Origin of the sequence: Aeromicrobium erythreum (assembly GCF_001509405.1) — a bacterium.
Lineage (GTDB): Bacteria > Actinomycetota > Actinomycetes > Propionibacteriales > Nocardioidaceae > Aeromicrobium > Aeromicrobium erythreum.
Genome location: NZ_CP011502.1, coordinates 2,059,508 through 2,078,480, shown reverse-complemented (window position 1 = coordinate 2,078,480; position 18,973 = coordinate 2,059,508). Strand labels below are relative to the sequence as shown.

Below are 18,973 nucleotides of genomic sequence, written 5' to 3'. Positions count from 1 at the left end.
ATGGCGAAGCTGAGTGGATTCCCCGAGCTGCTGCCCGCCGACCGTGCGGTGGAGCTGGCGGTCGTCGACGCCCTGCGCCACGTGTTCGAGCTGCACGGGTTCGCCAACGTCGAGACGCGGGCCGTCGAGCCCGTCGAGACGCTGCTGCGCAAGGGCGAGATCGACAAGGAGGTGTACGTCGTGCGTCGCATCCACGACGACGCCTCCGTCGAGGTGGGCTCCCGCTCCGACGCGCTCGCCCTGCACTTCGACCTCACCGTGCCGTTCGCGCGCTACGTCGTGGAGAACGCCGGCAAGCTGGCCTTCCCGTTCCGTCGCTACCAGGTCCAGAAGGTGTGGCGCGGCGAGCGTCCGCAGCAGGGCCGCTTCCGCGAGTTCACGCAGGCCGACATCGACATCGTGGGCGACGGCACCCTGCCCTTCCACGCCGACGTCGAGGTCGCGCGGGTGATGGCCGAGGCGCTCGCCGCCGTCTCGAGGGTCCTCGGCGCCGGACCGGACGACCCGTCGTGGTTCACGTTGCAGGTCAGCAACCGCAAGGTGCTCGAGGGCTTCTACCGTGGCCTCGGCGTCGCGGAGCCCACCGCCGTCATGCAGGTCGTCGACAAGCTCGACAAGCTGCCGGGCGAGCGCATCCTCGAGCTGCTCGCGGAGACCGGCCTCGACGACGACTCCGCCCGCGCCTGCCTCGCGCTGGCGGAGATCAGCACCGAGGACACCTCGTTCGTCGAGCGGGTCCGCGCGCTCGACGTGCAGCATCCGCTGCTCGACGAGGGGCTCGACGAGCTCGCGACGGTGGTCGCCGCGTGCGCCGACGTCGAGGGCGTGCGGGTGACCGCCGACCTGCGCATCGCGCGCGGGCTCGACTACTACACCGGGACCGTCTTCGAGACGCGCATGACGGGGCAGGAGCAGCTCGGCTCCGTCTGCTCCGGCGGGCGCTACGACGAGCTCGCGTCCGACGGACGGCGCACGTACCCCGGCGTAGGCATCTCGCTCGGCCTGTCGCGGCTGCTCGTGCCGCTCGTCGCGAACGGTCTGACCAGCAGCCGACCCGTGCCGTCGGCCGTGCTCGTCGCCGTGACCGACGAGGAGTCGCGGGCGGCGAGCGACGCCCTCGCGCAGCGGCTGCGGCGCCGTGGCATCCCCACCGAGGTGTCGTCGGCGGCGCAGAAGTTCGGCAAGCAGATCCGCACCGCCGAGCGGCGCGGCATCCCGTACGTCCTCTTCCCGGGCGAACCGCCTAGTGTCAAGGACATCCGTACCGGCGACCAGGTCGACGTCGACCCCGACACCTGGACGCCCCCCGCCGCCGACCTGACGCCCACCGTCGTCGGGCTCGGCCACCACTCGAAGGAGACCACGCCGTGATCCGCACCCACGCCGCCGGAAGCCTGACCGCCGCCCAGGTGGGCGAGCAGGTCACCCTCGCCGGATGGGTGGCGCGCCGGCGCGACCACGGCGGGGTCGCGTTCATCGACCTACGCGAGGCCAGCGGCGTCGTGCAGGTCGTCGTCCGCGAGGAGGTCGCGCACCAGCTGCGAGCCGAGTACTGCCTGAAGATCGTCGGCACGGTCGAGAAGCGTCCCGAGGGCAACGAGAACCCGGCCATCCCGACCGGCGAGATCGAGGTCATCGCGAGCGACGTCGAGATCCTCAGCGCCTCGGCGCCGCTGCCCTTCCCCATCGACGACGCCGCGTCGTCGAGCGCGGGCACGGTCGGTGAGGAGGTGCGGCTGCGCCACCGCTACCTCGACCTGCGCCGCTCGGGCCCGGCCCACAACCTCCGCCTGCGCAGCAAGGTCAACGCCGTCGCACGCGAGGTGCTCGGCCGTCACGAGTTCGTCGAGGTCGAGACGCCCACGCTCACCCGCTCGACCCCCGAGGGCGCCCGCGACTTCCTGGTTCCTGCGCGCCTGCGTCCCGGCAGCTGGTACGCGCTGCCGCAGAGCCCCCAGCTGTTCAAGCAGCTGCTCATGGTCGGCGGCCTGGAGCGGTACTACCAGATCGCACGCTGCTACCGCGACGAGGACTTCCGCGCCGACCGGCAGCCCGAGTTCACCCAGCTCGACGTCGAGATGAGCTTCGTCGACCAGGACGACGTCATCGCGCTCGCCGAGGAGATCTACGCCGAGCTGTGGCGGCTCATCGACGTCGAGCTGCCCCGGCCGTTCCCGCGGATCACGTACGCCGACGCGATGCGTCGCTACGGCTCGGACAAGCCCGACCTGCGCTTCGACCTCGAGCTCGTCGAGCTGACCGACTACTTCAAGGACACCCCCTTCCGCGTGTTCCAGGCGCCTTACGTCGGCGCGGTGGTGCATCCGGGCGGTGGCTCGCAGGCCCGTCGCACGCTCGACGGCTGGCAGGAGTGGGCCAAGCAGCGCGGCGCTCGTGGCCTCGCCTACGTGCTCGTGGGCGAGGACGGCACCCTGGGCGGTCCGGTCGCGAAGAACCTGTCCGAGGCCGAGCGCGAGGGACTCGCGGAGGCTGCCGGCGCGAAGCCGGGCGACGCGATCTACTTCGCCGCCGGCCCCACGAAGACGATGCGCCAGCTCCTCGGTGCCGCGCGCATCGAGATCGCCCGGCGCGAGAACCTCATCGACGAGTCGGCGTGGGCGTTCTGCTTCGTCGTCGACTGGCCGATGTTCGAGGCCGTGAGCGAGCTCGACTCCGGCGACGTCGCGGTGGGCGGCGGCGAGTGGACCGCCGTGCACCACGCGTTCACCGCGCCGCAGGACCCCGCCTCGCTCGACGACCCGGGCAGCTCGATCGCCCAGGCCTACGACATCGTCTGCAACGGCAACGAGGTCGGTGGCGGCTCGATCCGTATCCACCGCCCCGACGTCCAGAAGCGCGTCTTCGAGATCATGGGCATCGGCGAGGAGGAGGCGCAGGACAAGTTCGGCTTCCTGCTCGACGCGTTCGCCTACGGAGCCCCGCCGCACGGCGGCATCGCGTTCGGCTGGGACCGCACGGTCGGTCTGCTGGCCGGCACCGACTCCATCCGCGACGTCATCGCGTTCCCGAAGTCCGGCGGCGGGTACGACCCGCTGACCGCGGCGCCCGCGCCGATCACGCCCGAGCAGCGCGCCGAGGCCGGGGTCGACGCCGAGCCCGAGGACGACGAGGAGGACGCTGCCCCCGCGTCGTGAACTCGCGCCGGCCGGTCGACCCTGCTCAGCGCGCGGTCGTCGGCGAGGGCCACGCGAGCGTTCGGGCAGCGTGGCAGAGCACGAACCAGGGGCCGACCAGCTCCACGACCTTGTCCGAGGGGAGCGTCAGCCGGGCTCGCCAGGGCGTGTGCGCCAGCCGGGAACGGCGGACCCCGTATCGCGGGCGCACCACGACCGCGACGGGGTGTGGCAGCACGATTGGCGTGCGAGAACCGGTCGTGACCGTCGCGAGGACCAGGCCGTCGACCGTGACCTCCAGGACCCACCTGAATCCTCGCAGCCCCGGGGCCACGACCCGCTCGCCCTCGGTGACGTCGAGCATCCCGACGTAGCCGTCGTGGCGCGCGCCCGGGAACAGGCTCCAGACGTGGAGGGTGCCCCCCAGAAACGCGTCGAACAGGTTCGTGACGGTGTTGCTCAGCAGCCAGTACGTGACGGCGAACGGTCCCGGTCGCCGGACGTGCCAGGAGCCACAGTCGTCACGAGCAGGACGCAGCTGCACGGTGGCCCTCAGCCGAGCAGGTGGCGGACGCGGGTCCAGCCCGGGTCGCGCTCGTCGGTGACGGTCAGCCCGTGGGTCGAGGCCCATCGGGCGACGTCGGCGCCGGCGTTCTGGTCCTCGCCGTCGGTGTAGACGTGCAGGGTCCGGGTGCCGTCGGTCGTCACCTGGGCGACGACCAGCCCGCGCGGCTCGATGGTCGCGGTGAGGGAGTCGTCGAGGGCCTGCAGCCTGCCGAGCTCCTCGGGGGAGGGCAGACCGCGTTCGTCCGGCTGGAACGTGGCGACGAGCGCGTGGTGCAGGTCGAGGGTCGGTGCGTCGACCCATCGCGCGCCGGTGCGGGCGAGCGCGAACACCGGACGACCCTCGGCGGTCTGTCCAGAGAGCGCCGACCACACGTCGGTGTCGCGCTCCTCGGCGCACACGGCCACCGCAGCCTGCAGGTCCGCCACGGTGCGTGCCGGTGACGGGGCGTCGACCAGCGGCTCGACCCCGCCCACCCAGCGCGCGACGTCGTCCTCGCCCAGCGCCCAGTCGAGCACCATGAAGGTCAACGGGCCGTGCACCCGCTCGGGCAGCTCGGCGAACGCTGGATGGTGCACGCCGACGTGCACGCGTAGCGCCTCGAGGTCGGTCTCGACGGCGAGCACGACCTTCGCGAGGTCGACGGCGGCACCGTCGACCTCGAGCACGGCGTCGAACGCGGTGGGGTCGGCCTCGACCGCCGGCGCGTACTCCCACGTGGCGTCCGTCGGGGGAGCGGCACGGAACCACCGCTCGGCGGCGGGACGGGCGTCGGCGAGGCCGCCGGCCGACACGGTGAGCCGGTGCTGCGCGGTGCGGCCGGGACCCAGGTGCCAGGTCAGGTCGGGGTCGATCGCCGCCAGCAGCCCGTCGAGCGCGGCGTGGGCCGGTCCTGCCTGCGACGGGTCGAGGTGCCGCCCCTCCTCGGTCCACCAGTCCCAGAACGCGCCGACGGGTGTGGGGCCCGGCCGGGCGGGCTCGTCGGCGGGGGCGGAGCGTGAGAACGGACCCATGGCCTCACCCTGGCACAGCATCCGGACGTGTCGGCGCCTGTGACTAGGCTCGTGGGGTGAGCGACGACGGACTGTTCGACCTGCCCGGGGACGACGTGCGCCCCGTGGCGCGTCCGGACTCCTCGGGCTCGCTCGCCGGCAACGCCCACTCCTCGGCGCCGCTCGCGGTGCGCATGCGCCCGCGCACGCTCGACGAGCTCGTCGGCCAGGAGCACCTGCTCGTGCCGGGGTCGCCGCTGCGGCAGGTGATCGACGGCGACCAGCCGCTCACGATCCTGCTCTGGGGACCTCCGGGCACGGGGAAGACCACGATCGCCTCCTTGATCAGCAACCACACGCACCGACGCTTCGTCGAGGTCTCGGCGGTCTCCGCGGGCGTCAAGGAGGTCCGCGACGTCATCGCCGGCGCCCGGCGCGCCCTGCAGAACGGCGTCGAGACGGTGCTGTTCGTCGACGAGGTGCACCGCTTCTCCAAGGCCCAGCAGGACGCACTGCTGCCGGGCGTGGAGAACCGCTGGGTCTCGCTCATCGCCGCCACCACCGAGAACCCGCACTTCAGCGTCATCTCGCCGCTGCTCAGCCGGTCGCTGCTGCTCACCCTGCAGTCGCTCGACGACGGCGACGTCGCCGTCATGATCGACCGGGCGGTCCAGGACGACCGGGGCCTCGGGGGACGGGTCAGCCTCACCGACGACGCCCGCGACCACCTCGTGCGGCTGGCCGGTGGCGACGGTCGTCGTGTCCTCACCTACCTCGAGGCCGCCGCGGGGGCGACGCTCAGCCAGGGTCGCACCGAGGTCACCGTCGACGACGCCGCGCTCGCCGTCGACAAGGCCGCCGTGCGCTACGACCGCCAGGGCGACCAGCACTACGACGTCACGAGCGCCTTCATCAAGAGCATCCGCGGCTCCGACGTCGATGCCGCCCTGCACTACCTCGCGCGCATGGTCGAGGCGGGCGAGGACCCCCGGTTCATCGCACGACGTCTGATGATCCACGCCAGCGAGGACATCGGCATGGCCGACCCGACGGCGCTGCCCGTCGCCACCGCCACCGCGCAGGCCGTCGCGCTGATCGGGTTCCCCGAGGCGCGCATCCCGCTCGCCCAGGCGGTCATCCACCTCGCCACCGCGCCCAAGTCGAACGCCGTCGTGCGGGCGATCGACGCCGCCCAGGCCGACGTCCGCGCCGGCCGGGTGGGTGCCGTGCCCCCGGCGCTGCGCGACGCGCACTACTCCGGCGCCAAGAAGCTCGGCCACGGGCACGACTACCGCTACGCCCACAACGACCCGCGCGGCGTGGTCACCCAGCAGTACGCGCCCGACGACGTCGACGGACGCGACTACTACGAGCCCGGCCGCCACGGTCACGAGGCCGCCGTCGCCGACCGGGTCGCGCGGATCCGCGCCATCCTGCGCGACCGCTGATCCCACGACGTGCTGCTGCACTGCCGCAGCCCGCGCCGGAGGGGTCTCCGCAAGGGCCTCGACCGGCGGGCAAGGATGCTCCCTTCTCGTGGCACGGTCCACGAGAAGGGAGAACCTCTGCCCCTCCTCGCCCCTCAGGCGCAGCGACGGGGTGGGGAGATGCCACGATGCTGCGTTTGAGTGCCACCGACGCGACGGTGCTGCGTTCGCGTCCGGATCCCGTCACGAAGGCCGAACCCTTGGCGCCACCGCACGCGAACGCAGATTCGTGCGTCCCGTAGCCTCGCCACAGCCCGAGGGCCCAGGCCGAGGGCGCGCCCAGCCGCCCGGTCGAGGCCCTTGCGGAGACCATCCCCGGCGTGGGCCGGGGCAGCGCACCAGCGGGTCGAGACCCCCGTCGCGCTGCGCAGCCGCGGGACCAGACGCTCCAGGCACCACGCCCCAGCCCGCCCGGACCACCGGCACCCCTCGCGTCCGGTCCGCAGGGACCGGGCGACCCCGTGTCGACCACCGGACTCGACGCGCACGAGCACAGCACCCCATCTCCCACGCGGGAGCAGGGCCGCCGTTCCTAGTAACCTCGACACCATGCCCTCCGACGTCGTCGTCCTGGTCGCCACCGCGGTGCTCGCGGTCGTGACCGTGGTCGCTGCCGTCGTGGCGGTCCTCGCCGCCCGTCGGGTCGCCCGCGGTCCCGTGCCCGCTGTGCCGGAGGCCCCGCCGCTCGAGCCCGTGCACGAGGACGTCGCCGCGTCCGTCGTCCCCGGCGAGCTCGTGCGCGTGGAGCGCACCCGCGCGCCGCGGACGGACCTGCCTGTCTCGGAGCGGTCCGGTGCGCTCGCACCCCGGGTGGTGGAGGGTCGCGTCGTCGTCCCGCCCACGCAGGACCAGGTCGTGGCGGCCACGCTGAGCCGACCCCAGGTGCGGCTCGCGGTCGTCGCCGAAGGCCTCGCGCACGCGCTGCGACCCGAGAGCCGCGACCGGATCAGCGCCCTGGTGCGACGCGAGTACCGCGGACGTCGCCGCGAGCGGCTGCGCGCCGGACGTCGCGCCGCCCGCGCCGCGCACGCGTCGGCGCTGCCGACCGCGCCCGCCGACCAGTGGCTGGGGGAGCGATGAACCCGCGGCTGATCTGGTTCGTCGCCGGCTCCGCCGCCGGTGTCTACGCGAGCGTCAAGGCACGCCGCGCCGCCTACCGCATGTCGATGCCCGGACTCATCGACCAGGCCGCCGCGCTCGGCACGGGCGTGCGGGCCTTCGCCGACGAGGTCCGCGACGGCATGACGACCGCCGAGCACCGGTTCGCCCGCGAGCTCGCCGCCGACGACCCCCATCCCGAGCCCCTCGGCCCCGCCACGACCCTCGCGCCGCTCGACGCCGCACCGCTCGACGACGCCGCCCCCGACCTCCCCGACGAGAGAGACCACCCCTGATGCAGACCGCAGAGATCCGGCGCCGCTTCCTCGCCCACTTCGAGGCCGCCGGACACACCGTCGTGCCGTCGGCGCCGTTGCTGCTCGAGGACCCGAACCTGCTCTTCGTGAACGCAGGCATGGTGCCGTTCAAGCCGTACTTCCTCGGCCAGGAGACGCCGCCCTACGGCACCGCGACCAGCGTGCAGAAGTGCGTGCGCACCCTCGACATCGAGGAGGTCGGCAAGACCACGCGGCACGGCACGTTCTTCCAGATGAACGGCAACTTCAGCTTCGGTCAGTACTTCAAGGAAGGTGCCATCACGCACGCGTGGCGGCTCGTCACCGGCCACGTCGACGACGGCGGCCTCGGCTTCGACGCCGAGAAGGTGTGGGTCACCGTCCTGGAAGGCGACCACGAGTCGCGCGAGCTGTGGCGCTCCGTCGCCGGGCTGCCCGACGAGCGGATCCAGGACCGCGACCTCAACGACAACTACTGGCACATGGGCGTGCCCGGCCCCGGCGGGCCCTGCAGCGAGATCTACATCGACCGCGGCCCCGAGTTCGGCCCCGACGGCGGCCCGGTCGTCGACGAGGACCGCTTCCTGGAGATCTGGAACCTCGTGTTCATGCAGGAGGAGATCACCAACGTCCGCGCCAAGGACCAGTTCGACGTGGTCGGCCCGCTGCCCAGCCAGAACATCGACACCGGCATGGGCCTGGAGCGGGTGGCCTACCTCCTGCAGGGCAAGCAGAACCTCTACGAGACCGACGAGGTCTTCCCCGTCATCGAGCGCGCCTCGCAGCTGACCGGACGCACCTACGGCGCGAACCACGTCGACGACGTGCGCTTCCGCGTGGTCGCCGACCACGTCCGCTCGGGCCTGATGCTCATGGGCGACGGCGTCACGCCCGGCAACGAGGCCCGCGGCTACGTGCTGCGTCGCCTGCTGCGCCGCGCCGTGCGCTCCATGCGCCTGCTGGGCTACGAGGACCCGGCGCTGCCGGAGCTGCTGCCCGTCAGCCTCGACCGCATGAAGGCCTCCTACCCCGAGCTGGAGGCCGACTTCCCGCGGATCGAGCAGGTCGCCTACGCCGAGGAGGACGCGTTCCGCTCCACGCTCGGCAAGGGCACGCAGATCTTCGACGTCGCGGCGCAGAAGGTGAAGGCCGACGGCGGCACGGGGCTGTCCGGCGAGGCCGCCTTCACCCTGCACGACACCTACGGCTTCCCGATCGACCTCACCCTCGAGATGGCGCAGGAGCAGGGGCTCAGCGTCGACGCCGACGGCTTCCGGGCCCTCATGGCCGAGCAGAAGGCACGCGCCAAGGCCGACGCGAAGGCCAAGAAGGGCGTCCACGCCGACACCCACGCCTACCGGGCCGCGCTCGACGCGAACGGTCCGACGGACTGGCAGGCGTACACGACGCTCTCGACGGAGTCGAGGGTCCTGGCGCTGCTGAGCCAAGGCGAGGCCGTGCCGGCGCTCACGGCGGGCAGCATCGGCGAGGTCGTGCTCGACCGCACCCCGTTCTACGCCGAGTCCGGCGGCCAGAACGCCGACGCCGGCACCCTCACGTGGTCCGGCCACGGCGGTGGCACCGCCGAGGTGCTCGACGTCCAGCGCCCCATCAAGGGCCTGGTCGTCCACCAGGTGCGCGTGCTGGAGGGCGAGCTGGTCGTCGACGAGCAGCTCTCCGCCGACGTCGACCCCGAGTGGCGTCTCGGTGCGCGGCAGGCGCACTCCGGCACGCACGTCGTCCACGCGGCGCTGCGCGAGGTGCTCGGCCCCACGGCGCTCCAGTCGGGCTCCTACAACCGCCCCGGCTACCTGCGCCTCGACTTCGGGTGGAGCGGCGCGCTCTCGCCCGAGCAGCTGCACGACGTCGAGCACGTGTCGAACCGGGCGCTGCGCGAGGACCTGCCGGTCTCGGCGCAGTACATGACGCTGCCCGAGGCCCGGGAGTGGGGCGCGCTCGCGCTCTTCGGCGAGACGTACGGCGAGGAGGTGCGCGTCGTCGAGATCGGCGGGCCCTGGTCGCGCGAGCTGTGCGGTGGCACGCACGTCGACCGATCGAGCCAGATCGGCACCGTCGTCGTCACCTCCGACGGGTCCGTCGGCGCCGGCAACCGGCGCATCGAGGCGCTCACCGGCCTCGAGGGCTTCGCCTACCTCGCGAAGGAGCGCGACCTCGTGCTCCAGCTCACCGACGTGCTCAAGGCGCGTCCCGAGGAGGTCCCGACCCGGGTCAACGACCTCCTCGCCCGGCTGAAGGCCACCGAGAAGGAGCTCGAGAAGCTCAAGGCGGCCGAGCTGCAGGGCGCCGCCGGCGACGTCGCCGCTGCGGCCGTCGACGTCGACGGCGTCGCGGTCGTGACGCACCGCGCCGAGGGCGTGGGCGGTGGCGACGTGCGCAGCCTCGCGCTCGACGTGCGCGGCCGGCTGCAGGACCGCGCTGCCGTCGTCGTCGTGGTCGGGACGGCGAACGACCGTCCCTCCGTGGTCGTGGCGCTCACCCCCGCCGCGCAGGAGCGGGGGCTCGCGGCCAACGCCCTCGTCGGCGTCGTCGGCGAGCGGATCGGCGGCAAGGGCGGCGGCAAGCCCGACGTCGCGCAGGGCGGCGGCACCGACGTCGCAGGCATCGACGCAGCCTTCGCCGCCGTGCTCGACGCGGTCCGCGTGGCGGTCGGACGATGACGGCGGCTGCATGAGGACGGGCCGATGAGGCGGAACCGATGAGGCGGGGCCGCAGGCTCGGGGTCGACGTCGGCGACGTGCGCATCGGCGTCGCCGTCTGCGATCCCGAGGGTCTGGTCGCGACGCCGCTCGAGACGGTGGCGGCCGGACGCGACGCCGTCGCCCGCCTCGTGGCCCTGGCCGAGGAGGTCGACGCGCTCGAGCTGGTCGTCGGTCTTCCCGTCTCGCTCAACGGTCGCGAGGGGCCCGCCGCGGCGAAGGTGCGCGGGTTCGCGCAGGGTCTGCGCGAGGCCGTCGATCCGCGGGTTGTCCGGCTGTTCGACGAGCGCATGTCTACGATGACTGCCGACAGCCTGCTCCGCGAGGGCGGGCGTCCGGGACGGAAACGACGTCAGGTGATCGACCAGACCGCGGCCGCGGTGATCCTGCAGACCGCCCTGGACACCGAACGGACCCGAGGCAGCGCCCCGGGCGAGACGATCTGAGGTCTACGTGAGCGACAGCGGACTCGACATCCTCGGCAGCGAGCCGGGCGACCGTCGCGCGACCCGCCCCGGAGGCCGACGTGCCCCGCGGCGAGGTCCGCGGTGGGGGCGCATCATCCTCGTGCTCGCGCTCGTCGGTGGCATCGTCTTCGGCGGCAAGGTCGTCTGGGACAAGGCCGGCACCTACCTGAACGGTCCGCAGGACTACACGGGTCGGGGCAGCGGCGAGGTCGTCGTGGAGATCCCGTCGGGCGCGGACGGGCAGGCCATGGCCCGCATCCTGGCCAAGCAGGACGTCGTCAAGACCGCCGAGGCCTTCTACCAGCTCTCGCTCAACGACGACCGGTTCTCGACGATCCAGCCCGGCTTCTACCAGCTGCGCCGCAAGATGTCGGCCGCGGCGGCCCTCGACGGCCTGACCGACACGTCGAACCGTGTCGAGGGACGCGTCGTCATCCCCGAGGGCTCGCGCGTCGGGCAGATCGTCAAGGCGATCGCCGCGGGCTCGGAGATCCCCGAGGCCGACGTGACGAAGGTCCTCGACGACCCGAGGGAGCTCGGCCTGCCCCCGGAGGCGAACGGCAACCCCGAGGGCTACCTGTACCCGGCGACCTACACGGTCGAGCCCGGGACCACGGCGCTCGAGCTGCTGCAGCAGATGGTCAAGAAGACTCTCGACGTCGAGAACGACCTCGACATCGACACCCGGGCGCGGGCGCTCGGGCTCTCCAAGGAGGACGTGCTGACGGTCGCGAGCATCCTCGAGTACGAGGCCGCCCGCGACGAGGACTACCCCAAGGTCGCGCGGGTGCTCTACAACCGCATCGCCGACGGCATGCCGCTGCAGCTCGACTCGACCGTGTCGTACGTGAGCAAGCGCGAGGGCGACGTCTGGACGACGCCCGAGGAGCGCGCCAACCCGTCGGAGTACAACACGTACCAGAACACCGGCCTGCCGCCCGGACCGATCGGCTCGCCCGGGGAGAAGACCATCGAGGCCGCACTGAACCCCGCGCAGGGCGACTGGCTGTACTTCTTCGCCGACAAGCAGGGCGTCACCATCTTCAACACGAGCTTTGCCAAGCACACGGCCGACTGCCAGAAGGTCTACGGCGCCGGCTCCTGCGGTGGCTGACCACGGCTCGGGCCGCCGCTGCGCCGTCGTCGGGCACCCTGTGGCGCACTCGCTGTCGCCGACGATGCACCGGGCCGCGTACGCGGTGCTGGGCCTCGACTGGACCTTCGAGGCCGTCGACGTCGCGCCTGGCGAGCTGCCGGCGCACGTCGACGCCCTCGACGCGTCGTGGCGGGCTCTCGCCGTCACCGCACCGCACAAGCGCGACGCGCTCGACCTCGCCGACAGCGTCACCGACGTCGCGCGTGCCGCCGGCGGCGCCAACACGCTGCTCCTGGAGCAGGGACCGCGCGGTCGCCACGTGCGCGCCGACAACACCGACGTCCCCGGCGCGCGCGCCGCGCTGTCGGAGGCCGGCGTGGTCGACGTGCCGGTCGTCCGCGTCCTGGGCGCGGGCGCGACGGCCGCGTCGGTCGCGCACGCCGTGGCCGGCCTGGGAGCTGGTCTGGTCGAGCTCGTCGTGCGCGACGTCGGCCGCGCCGAGGAGACGGTGGCCGCGGTCCACGCCGCCGGCCTGGAGGCCCGCGTGCTCGACGCCTCGACGTCGCCGACCGGTCCGGTCGACCTGCTGGTCTCCACCGTCCCGGAGTCCGTGGCGGGGGAGCGGGCCGACGCCTGGGCGGCCGACGCGGCGGCGGTCTTCGACGTCGTCTACGACCCCTGGCCGACGCGGCTGAGCGTCGCGGCCAGGGCGGCCGGCCGCCCGGTCGTCACCGGTCTGGACCTCCTCGCGCACCAGGCCGTCCTCCAGCTGCGCCTCATGACGGGTGCGTCGGTCGACGTCGACGTCGTGCGCGGGGCCGCGCTGGAGGTCCTCGCGAGCGCATAGTCTGCGGGCGTGGACATCGCGTACGTCGTGGCCGCCGCGCTGGCGGCCGGGATCCTGGGGGCTCTCGGCCCCGTCGCGATCGCGCGCCTGCCCGAGCCGTCCCCGCACCCCGAGGACGACCCGGACGAGCCGCCCAAGGAGCCGTACGTCGAGCTCGCCCGTCGTCCGCACCTCGCAGCGGGGCTGGCGCTGACGTCGGTGCTGCTGCTGCTCGTGGTCGCCACCGGGTTGGACGAGCCGTGGCTGCTGCCGGCATGGGCCATATTCGCCGGCGCAGGGAGCTGGCTGGCGTGGGTCGACCTGCGCACGCGTCTGCTGCCGTACCTCCTCACGCTGCCGCTGCACGCGGTGTGCCTCGTGCTCGTCGCGCTCGCGGCCCTGCTGGCCGGCGACCTCGGCATCCTGCTGAAGGGACTCCTCGGCAACGTCGTCGTCTTCGCGGTGTTCCGCGCCGTCTACGCCCTGGGACGCTGGGTCCGTCAGCCCTTCGGCTTCGGCGACGTCCGGCTCGCCGCCCTCGTCGGCCTTCTCCTCGGGGCGGTGGGTCCGAGCGCGACGCTGTACGGCACGTACGCGGGGTTCGTCGTCGGCGCCGTCGCGGGCGTCGTCCTGTACCGGACGGGCCGCATCGGTCGCCGCGACCCGTTCGCCTTCGGCCCCTACCTCGTGCTCGGCGCGTTCCTCGGGCCCCCGCTCGCGGTGCTGCTGCACGGCTGACCGCTCGCGCCGGGGACCGTCGGAGGTCGTGGTTCAGTGCGTCAGCTTGAGCCCGACGATCCCGCCGACGACGGCCAGCAGGCACAGCACCCGGGCGACCGACAACGGCTCCTCGCCCTGCGCCATCGCCCACGCAGCGGTGAGGGTCGCGCCGATGCCGACCCACACCGCGTAGGCGGTGCCGGTCGGCAGCTCGCGCATGGCCCACGCGAGACCGACCATGCTGGTCACGAGGGCGACGGCGAACACGACCGTGGGGGCGAGCCGGCTGAGACCGTCGGAGCGGCCGAGGGCCGTGGCCCACACCGCCTCGAGGACGCCGGACCCCACGAGCACGATCCACGACATGACGGGCTCCTGACCTGCCGTCTTTGCGCTGGTCGGGTACGGCAGCCTCGTCCGAGCCCCCAGGGAGGGGACGCCTCCATGATGGCACGGCGTGGGCGCGTGTCCCGTCCGGGCGTGCGGGGGCGGGCGGCTCGGTCCCGGCAGGACGGTTCCTGACACAATGACCCCCATGCTTCGATGGCTGACTGCCGGTGAGTCCCACGGACCTGCGCTCGTCGCGATCCTCGAGGGACTCCCTGCCGGCGTGCACGTGACCAGCAAGGACGTCCAGGACGCGCTGGCGCGTCGCCGCCTCGGCTACGGCCGCGGTGCCCGCATGAGCTTCGAGGCCGACGAGCTCGAGGTGATCGGCGGCCTGCGGCACGGCGTGTCGATGGGCAGCCCCGTCGCCCTGCGGATCGGCAACAGCGAGTGGCCCAAGTGGGAGCAGGTCATGGCGGCCGACCCCGTCGACCCCGAGGTGCTCGACGGCCTGAAGCGCGGTGCCCCGCTCACGCGTCCGCGTCCGGGGCACGCCGACCTCGCCGGCATGCAGAAGTACGGCTTCGACGAGGCCCGACCCGTCCTTGAGCGGGCCAGCGCCCGCGAGACCGCCGCCCGCGTCGCGCTCGGCGAGGTGGCGGCCAAGTTCGTCGAGCAGACGACGGGCGCGACGGTCCTGTCGCACGTCGTGGAGCTCGGGACCGTGTCCGCCCCTGCCGGCGTGGTGCCCCGGTACTCCGACGTCGAGGCGCTTGACGCCGACCCGGTGCGCTGCTTCGACGCCGCCACCAGCACGGCCATGGTGGCCGAGGTCGACGCCGCCCACAAGGACGGCGACACGCTCGGCGGCGTCGTCGAGGTCGTCGTCGAGGGCCTGCCGCCCGGACTCGGCTCGTACACCCACTGGGACCGGCGCCTCGACGCGCGGCTCGCGGCGGCGCTCATGGGCATCCAGGCCATCAAGGGCGTCGAGGTCGGCGACGGCTTCGAGCTCGCCCGCACGCGCGGCTCGCTCGCGCACGACGAGATCGTCCCGACCGACGAGGGCATCCGCCGCGTCTCCGGCCGCTCCGGCGGGACCGAGGGCGGCATGACGACCGGCGAGCTGCTGCGCGTGCGCGCCGCGATGAAGCCCATCGCGACCGTCCCGCGCGCGCTGCGCACCGTCGACGTCAGCACCGGCGAGGAGACCCGCGCCCACCACCAGCGCTCCGACGTGTGCGCCGTGCCCGCGGCGGGCATCGTCGCCGAGGCCATGGTCGCGCTGGTCGTCGCCGATGCGATCACCGAGAAGTTCGGCGGCGACTCCGTCGAGGAGGTCCGGCGCAACGTCGAGGCGTACCGCGAGCACCTGAGGTACCGGTGACGCCGGTCGTCGTGCTCGTCGGCGCACCGGGCGCCGGCAAGACGACGGTGGCGCACCGCCTCGCCGACCGCCTGGGCACCTCCGTGCGCGATACCGACGTCGACGTCGAGCGCTCGACGGGCTCGAGCGTGCAGGACCTCTTCGTCGAGCACGGCGAGGCGCACTTCCGTGACCTCGAGGCCGCCGCGGTCGCGACCGCGCTGCGGGAGCACGACGGCGTGCTGGCGCTGGGCGGCGGCGCCGTCCTCCACCCGGGCACCCAGCGGCTGCTGCGCGAGCAGCAGGTCGTCTTCCTCGACGTCAGCCTGTCCGCCGCCGCCCAGCGCGTCGGCCTCGGCACGAACCGGCCGCTGCTCCTCGGCAACGTCCGCGCGACCATGAAGGCGCTGCTGGACGCGCGCCGCCCGGTCTACGAGGACCTCGCCACGCACACCGTGGTCACCGACGACCTCACCGCCGACGACGTCGCCGCCCGCATCCACCAGCTGATCCAGGAGAACGCCACCCCATGACCGTCCGCATCCGGGTCGAGACGTCCGCCCCGTACGACGTCCTCGTCGGCTCCGGCGTGAGCGACCAGCTCGCGTCGCTCGTCGGGGACGACGTGCGTCGGGTCGCGATCGTGCACCCGACGGTGCTGCGCGAGCGCGCCGCACGGCTCCGGTCGACCCTGCTGCGCGAGCAGGCGACGCGGGCGCTCGACGTGCACCTGCTCGAGGTGCCCGACGGCGAGGCCGCGAAGAACGCCGAGGTCCTGCAGTACTGCTGGGACGTCCTCGGGCGCACCGGCTTCACCCGCTCCGACGTCGTGGTCGGGTTCGGCGGCGGGGCGACGACCGACCTGGCCGGCTTCGTGGCCGCGAGCTGGTTGCGTGGGGTCCGGTTCGTCAACGTCTCCACCACGGTGCTGGGCATGGTCGACGCGGCGGTCGGCGGCAAGACCGGCATCAACACCGCGGCCGGCAAGAACCTCGTCGGCGCGTTCCACGAGCCCGTCGGCGTCCTGTGCGACCTCGACCTGCTGGTCGACCTGCCGTCCGCGGAGCTGCGCAGCGGGCTCGCCGAGGTGGTGAAGTGCGGGTTCATCGCCGACCCGTCGATCCTGGAGCTGATCGAGGGCGTCGGCACGGGAGCCGTGCTCGACCCGACGTCGGCGATCCTCGCCGAGTTGGTCGCCAAGGGGATCCGGGTGAAGGCGCAGACCGTCGCCGGCGACCTGCGGGAGACCGGCGGGGGTGCCGGGCCGTGGGCGGCGAGGGGCGCCGGCGGGGGTGCCGGGCCGTGGGCGGCGAAGAGCACCGGCGGGGGTGCCGAGGACGACAGCGGCATCGGCCGGGAGGCGCTGAACTACGGACACACCCTGGGGCACGCGATCGAGCGCGAGGAGCGGTACACGGTGCGCCACGGCGAGGCGATCAGCGTCGGCATGGTCTACGTGGCGGAGCTGGCGCACCGGCACGGCCTTATCGACGCCGACCTCGTGCAGCGTCACCGCGACGTGCTGTCGTCGCTGTCGCTGCCGACCACGTGGGCGGGCGCCTTCTCGCCGCTGCTCGCGGCGATGCGTCTGGACAAGAAGACGCGCGGCGACCAGCTGCGGTTCGTGGTGCTCGAGGACCTCGGACGCACGACGATCCTCGCCGGCCCCGACGAGCAGACGCTGCGCGACTCGTTCGCGGCCCTCGCCGCTCCCTCGTCGTCACCGGGCGCTGCCCGATGAGCACGACCCTGGCGCCGGACGCGCAGACGCTGCAGCGTCGCCGCGAGCGCGTGGGTGCGTCGCTCGCCGACGCCGGTCGGGCCGGCCTCGTGGTCACGACGCTGGTCAACGTCCGGTACCTCACCGGGTTCACGGGCTCGAACGGCGCCCTCGTGCTGCGCGCCGACGGCAGTGGACTGTTTCTCACCGACGGCCGCTACCGCGACCAGGCCGCGGCCGAGGTGCCCGGTCTCGAGCACACCATCACGCGCGACCTGCTCGGCGTCGCGGGCCCGCGGCTCGCCGACGTCGGGGGAGCGTGGGCCGTCGAGACGCACACGCTGAGCGTCGACGCCCACGCGACGCTGGGTGACGCGGCGCCCGGGGTCGACCTCGTCGCCGCCGACCGGGTGGTCGAGCGGGCGCGCGAGACGAAGGACGACGTGGAGGTGGCGGCGCTGCGCGAGGCCTGCCGGGTCTCCGCGGCCGCGCTGGAGTCGCTCTGGGCGGGTCCGCTGGTGGGGCGGACCGAGCGCGACGTCGCCCGCGACCTCGAGTGGCGCATGCTCGAGCTCGGCGCCGAGGCCGTCGCCTTCGAGACCATCCTCGCGTCGGGCCCGAACACCGCCGTGCCGCACCACCACCCGACCGACCGGGTGCTGCAGCCCGGTGACCTCCTCAAGACCGACTTCGGCGCGCGGGTCGCCGGCTACCACGCCGACTGCACGCGCACCGTCGTGCTCGGCACCGCCGACGCCTGGCAGCGCGAGGTCCACGCCGCGGTGCGTGCGTCGCAGGCCGCCGGTGTCGACGCGTTGCGCGAGGGTCGTCCCGTGGCCGAGGTGGACGCCGTCGCGCGGGGCGTCCTCGAGGAGGCCGGGTGGCTCGAGCACTTCACCACCGGCCTGGGCCACGGCGTGGGTCTGCAGATCCACGAGGACCCGTTCATCGCCGCGGCGCACGTCGGTACACTGGAGCGTCGCACCGTCCTCACCATGGAACCGGGCATCTACGTCCCGGGCCGCGGGGGAGTGCGCATCGAAGACACCGTCCTCGTCACGCCGGCCGCCACGGGCACCCCCGAGGTGCTGACCGACCTGACCACCGAGCTCCTGGAGATCGCCTGATGGCCACCACGAACGACCTGAAGAACGGCATGGTGCTGAACATCGACGGCCAGCTCTGGACCGTCATCGAGTTCCAGCACGTCAAGCCGGGCAAGGGTCCCGCCTTCGTGCGCACCAAGATGAAGAACGTCGAGTCGGGCAAGGTCGTCGACAAGACCTTCAACGCCGGCACCAAGGTCGAGACCGCCACCGTCGACAAGCGCGACATGCAGTACCTCTACAACGACGGCACGAACTACGTGTTCATGGACGTGCAGACGTACGACCAGCTCGAGATCGCGCCCGAGGCCATGGGCAGCGCGCCCGACTTCCTCCTGGAGAACCAGGAGGCCACCGTGGCCACGAACGAGGGCCGCGTGCTCTACGTCGAGCTGCCGCTCTCGGTCGAGCTGCTCATCGAGCACACCGACCCGGGCCTGCAGGGTGACCGCTCCAGCGGCGGCACGAAGCCCGCGCGCCTGGAGACGGGTCGCGAGATCCAGGTGCCGCTGTTCGTCACCACCGGCGAGAAGGTCAAGGTCGACACCCGCGACGGCAACTACCTCGGCCGCGTGAAGGCCTGATGGGCGCGCGCACCAAGTACCGCAAGCGCGCCCTCGACATCCTCTTCGAGTCCGAGCTCCAGGGCCTGCCCCTGGGCGGGACGCTCGCGGCGCGGCGCGAGACCAACGACCCGCCGGTCAACCCCTACACGGTCCGGCTGGTCGAGGGTGTCGTGCAGCACCAGCAGCACATCGACGGCCTCATCGCCGAGCACTCCCGCGGCTGGACGCTGGACCGCATGCCCGGGGTCGACCGCAACCTCCTGCGCGTCGCCGTCCTCGAGATCGTCTACGTCGACGACGTGCCCGGGCCGGTCGCCGTGAGCGAAGCCGTCGAGCTCGCGGCGGAGCTCTCCACCGACGACAGCCCCAAGTTCGTCGGCGGCCTCCTGAGCCGCATCCTCGAGGTCGCCACCCCCGCCTGACCCGTCGACGCGGCGGGGCGACGCGCCGTCACGCGCAGTTGCACCTTCGGCCAGGTTCGCTACCGTCG

Annotated in this window: 19 protein-coding genes and 1 riboswitch; of the genes, 16 read left to right on the top strand and 3 right to left on the bottom strand. The window is 73.2% G+C overall.

The window, feature by feature from the left end; genetic code table 11:
* Both hisS and aspS read left to right on the top strand, forming a co-directional pair.
* Nucleotides 1-1,371, top strand: a complete 1,371-nt coding sequence (gene hisS / locus Aeryth_RS09785) for a histidine--tRNA ligase (protein WP_067857884.1) — start codon at nucleotides 1-3, stop codon at nucleotides 1,369-1,371.
* Complete coding sequence (aspS, locus tag Aeryth_RS09780; RefSeq protein ID WP_067857881.1) at nucleotides 1,368-3,155, top strand: aspartate--tRNA ligase; 1,788 nt, start codon at nucleotides 1,368-1,370, stop codon at nucleotides 3,153-3,155. The genes hisS and aspS overlap by 4 nt, the downstream gene beginning before the upstream one ends.
* 25 nt (nucleotides 3,156-3,180) lie before the next feature.
* Here aspS and Aeryth_RS09775 read toward each other — a convergent pair whose 3' ends face one another.
* Both Aeryth_RS09775 and Aeryth_RS09770 read right to left on the bottom strand, forming a co-directional pair.
* Complete coding sequence (locus Aeryth_RS09775; RefSeq protein ID WP_067857878.1) at nucleotides 3,181-3,678, bottom strand: hypothetical protein; 498 nt, start codon at nucleotides 3,676-3,678, stop codon at nucleotides 3,181-3,183.
* An 8-nt stretch (nucleotides 3,679-3,686) separates the two neighbouring features.
* Nucleotides 3,687-4,712: a DUF695 domain-containing protein gene (locus tag Aeryth_RS09770; protein WP_158509202.1), complete on the bottom strand. Its 1,026-nt coding sequence runs from the start codon at nucleotides 4,710-4,712 to the stop codon at nucleotides 3,687-3,689.
* Nucleotides 4,713-4,768: 56 nt separating this feature from the next.
* Here Aeryth_RS09770 and Aeryth_RS09765 point away from each other — a divergent pair, with 56 nt between their 5' ends.
* The 8 genes from Aeryth_RS09765 to Aeryth_RS09730 all read left to right on the top strand — a co-directional run bounded on the left by Aeryth_RS09765 (nucleotide 4,769) and on the right by Aeryth_RS09730 (nucleotide 13,416).
* The gene (locus Aeryth_RS09765) at nucleotides 4,769-6,139 is read left to right on the top strand and encodes a replication-associated recombination protein A (protein ID WP_236749707.1); all 1,371 of its coding nucleotides are present in this window, start codon (nucleotides 4,769-4,771) and stop codon (nucleotides 6,137-6,139) included.
* 588 nt (nucleotides 6,140-6,727) lie between these two features.
* Nucleotides 6,728-7,258, top strand: coding sequence for a hypothetical protein (locus Aeryth_RS09760; protein WP_067857873.1), 531 nt, complete (start codon nucleotides 6,728-6,730; stop codon nucleotides 7,256-7,258).
* Nucleotides 7,255-7,572: a DUF6167 family protein gene (locus Aeryth_RS09755; protein WP_067857870.1), complete on the top strand. Its 318-nt coding sequence runs from the start codon at nucleotides 7,255-7,257 to the stop codon at nucleotides 7,570-7,572. Before Aeryth_RS09760 ends, Aeryth_RS09755 begins: the two co-directional genes overlap by 4 nt.
* Nucleotides 7,572-10,250, top strand: a complete 2,679-nt coding sequence (alaS, locus tag Aeryth_RS09750; protein WP_067857868.1) for an alanine--tRNA ligase — start codon at nucleotides 7,572-7,574, stop codon at nucleotides 10,248-10,250. The genes Aeryth_RS09755 and alaS overlap by 1 nt, the downstream gene beginning before the upstream one ends.
* Before the next feature lie 38 nt (nucleotides 10,251-10,288).
* On the top strand, nucleotides 10,289-10,735 hold the full coding sequence (ruvX, locus tag Aeryth_RS09745) for a Holliday junction resolvase RuvX (protein WP_067857865.1): 447 nt from the start codon (nucleotides 10,289-10,291) through the stop codon (nucleotides 10,733-10,735).
* Nucleotides 10,736-10,742: 7 nt separating this feature from the next.
* The gene (gene mltG, locus Aeryth_RS09740) at nucleotides 10,743-11,870 is read left to right on the top strand and encodes an endolytic transglycosylase MltG (protein ID WP_067857863.1); all 1,128 of its coding nucleotides are present in this window, start codon (nucleotides 10,743-10,745) and stop codon (nucleotides 11,868-11,870) included.
* Nucleotides 11,863-12,699: a shikimate dehydrogenase family protein gene (locus tag Aeryth_RS09735; RefSeq protein ID WP_083516380.1), complete on the top strand. Its 837-nt coding sequence runs from the start codon at nucleotides 11,863-11,865 to the stop codon at nucleotides 12,697-12,699. The genes mltG and Aeryth_RS09735 overlap by 8 nt, the downstream gene beginning before the upstream one ends.
* 9 nt (nucleotides 12,700-12,708) lie before the next feature.
* Nucleotides 12,709-13,416 carry a prepilin peptidase gene (locus Aeryth_RS09730; protein ID WP_067857860.1) on the top strand — a complete coding sequence of 236 codons (708 nt, stop codon included), beginning with the start codon at nucleotides 12,709-12,711 and terminating at the stop codon, nucleotides 13,414-13,416.
* A 33-nt stretch (nucleotides 13,417-13,449) separates the two neighbouring features.
* Here the strand turns inward: Aeryth_RS09730 and Aeryth_RS09725 are convergent, their stop codons facing one another.
* On the bottom strand, nucleotides 13,450-13,764 hold the full coding sequence (locus Aeryth_RS09725; RefSeq protein ID WP_067857856.1) for a DMT family transporter: 315 nt from the start codon (nucleotides 13,762-13,764) through the stop codon (nucleotides 13,450-13,452).
* Between the two features lie 11 nt (nucleotides 13,765-13,775).
* Nucleotides 13,776-13,839: riboswitch (guanidine-III (ykkC-III) riboswitch) on the bottom strand.
* Nucleotides 13,840-13,933: 94 nt separating this feature from the next.
* Here Aeryth_RS09725 and aroC point away from each other — a divergent pair.
* From aroC to nusB, 6 genes are read left to right on the top strand one after another with little or no spacing between them, the layout of a single operon-like run.
* Complete coding sequence (gene aroC, locus Aeryth_RS09720; protein ID WP_067861575.1) at nucleotides 13,934-15,112, top strand: chorismate synthase; 1,179 nt, start codon at nucleotides 13,934-13,936, stop codon at nucleotides 15,110-15,112.
* Nucleotides 15,109-15,624, top strand: a complete 516-nt coding sequence (locus Aeryth_RS09715; protein WP_067857853.1) for a shikimate kinase — start codon at nucleotides 15,109-15,111, stop codon at nucleotides 15,622-15,624. The genes aroC and Aeryth_RS09715 overlap by 4 nt, the downstream gene beginning before the upstream one ends.
* Complete coding sequence (locus Aeryth_RS09710) at nucleotides 15,621-16,832, top strand: 3-dehydroquinate synthase family protein (RefSeq protein WP_067857850.1); 1,212 nt, start codon at nucleotides 15,621-15,623, stop codon at nucleotides 16,830-16,832. Before Aeryth_RS09715 ends, Aeryth_RS09710 begins: the two co-directional genes overlap by 4 nt.
* Complete coding sequence (locus Aeryth_RS09705) at nucleotides 16,829-17,938, top strand: M24 family metallopeptidase (RefSeq protein WP_067857847.1); 1,110 nt, start codon at nucleotides 16,829-16,831, stop codon at nucleotides 17,936-17,938. Before Aeryth_RS09710 ends, Aeryth_RS09705 begins: the two co-directional genes overlap by 4 nt.
* A complete protein-coding gene (efp, locus tag Aeryth_RS09700; RefSeq protein ID WP_470207146.1) occupies nucleotides 17,935-18,501 on the top strand; it encodes an elongation factor P in 567 nt (188 codons plus the stop codon). The genes Aeryth_RS09705 and efp overlap by 4 nt, the downstream gene beginning before the upstream one ends.
* Complete coding sequence (nusB, locus tag Aeryth_RS09695) at nucleotides 18,501-18,905, top strand: transcription antitermination factor NusB (RefSeq protein WP_067857841.1); 405 nt, start codon at nucleotides 18,501-18,503, stop codon at nucleotides 18,903-18,905. Before efp ends, nusB begins: the two co-directional genes overlap by 1 nt.
* Nucleotides 18,906-18,973: the final 68 nt, after the last annotated feature.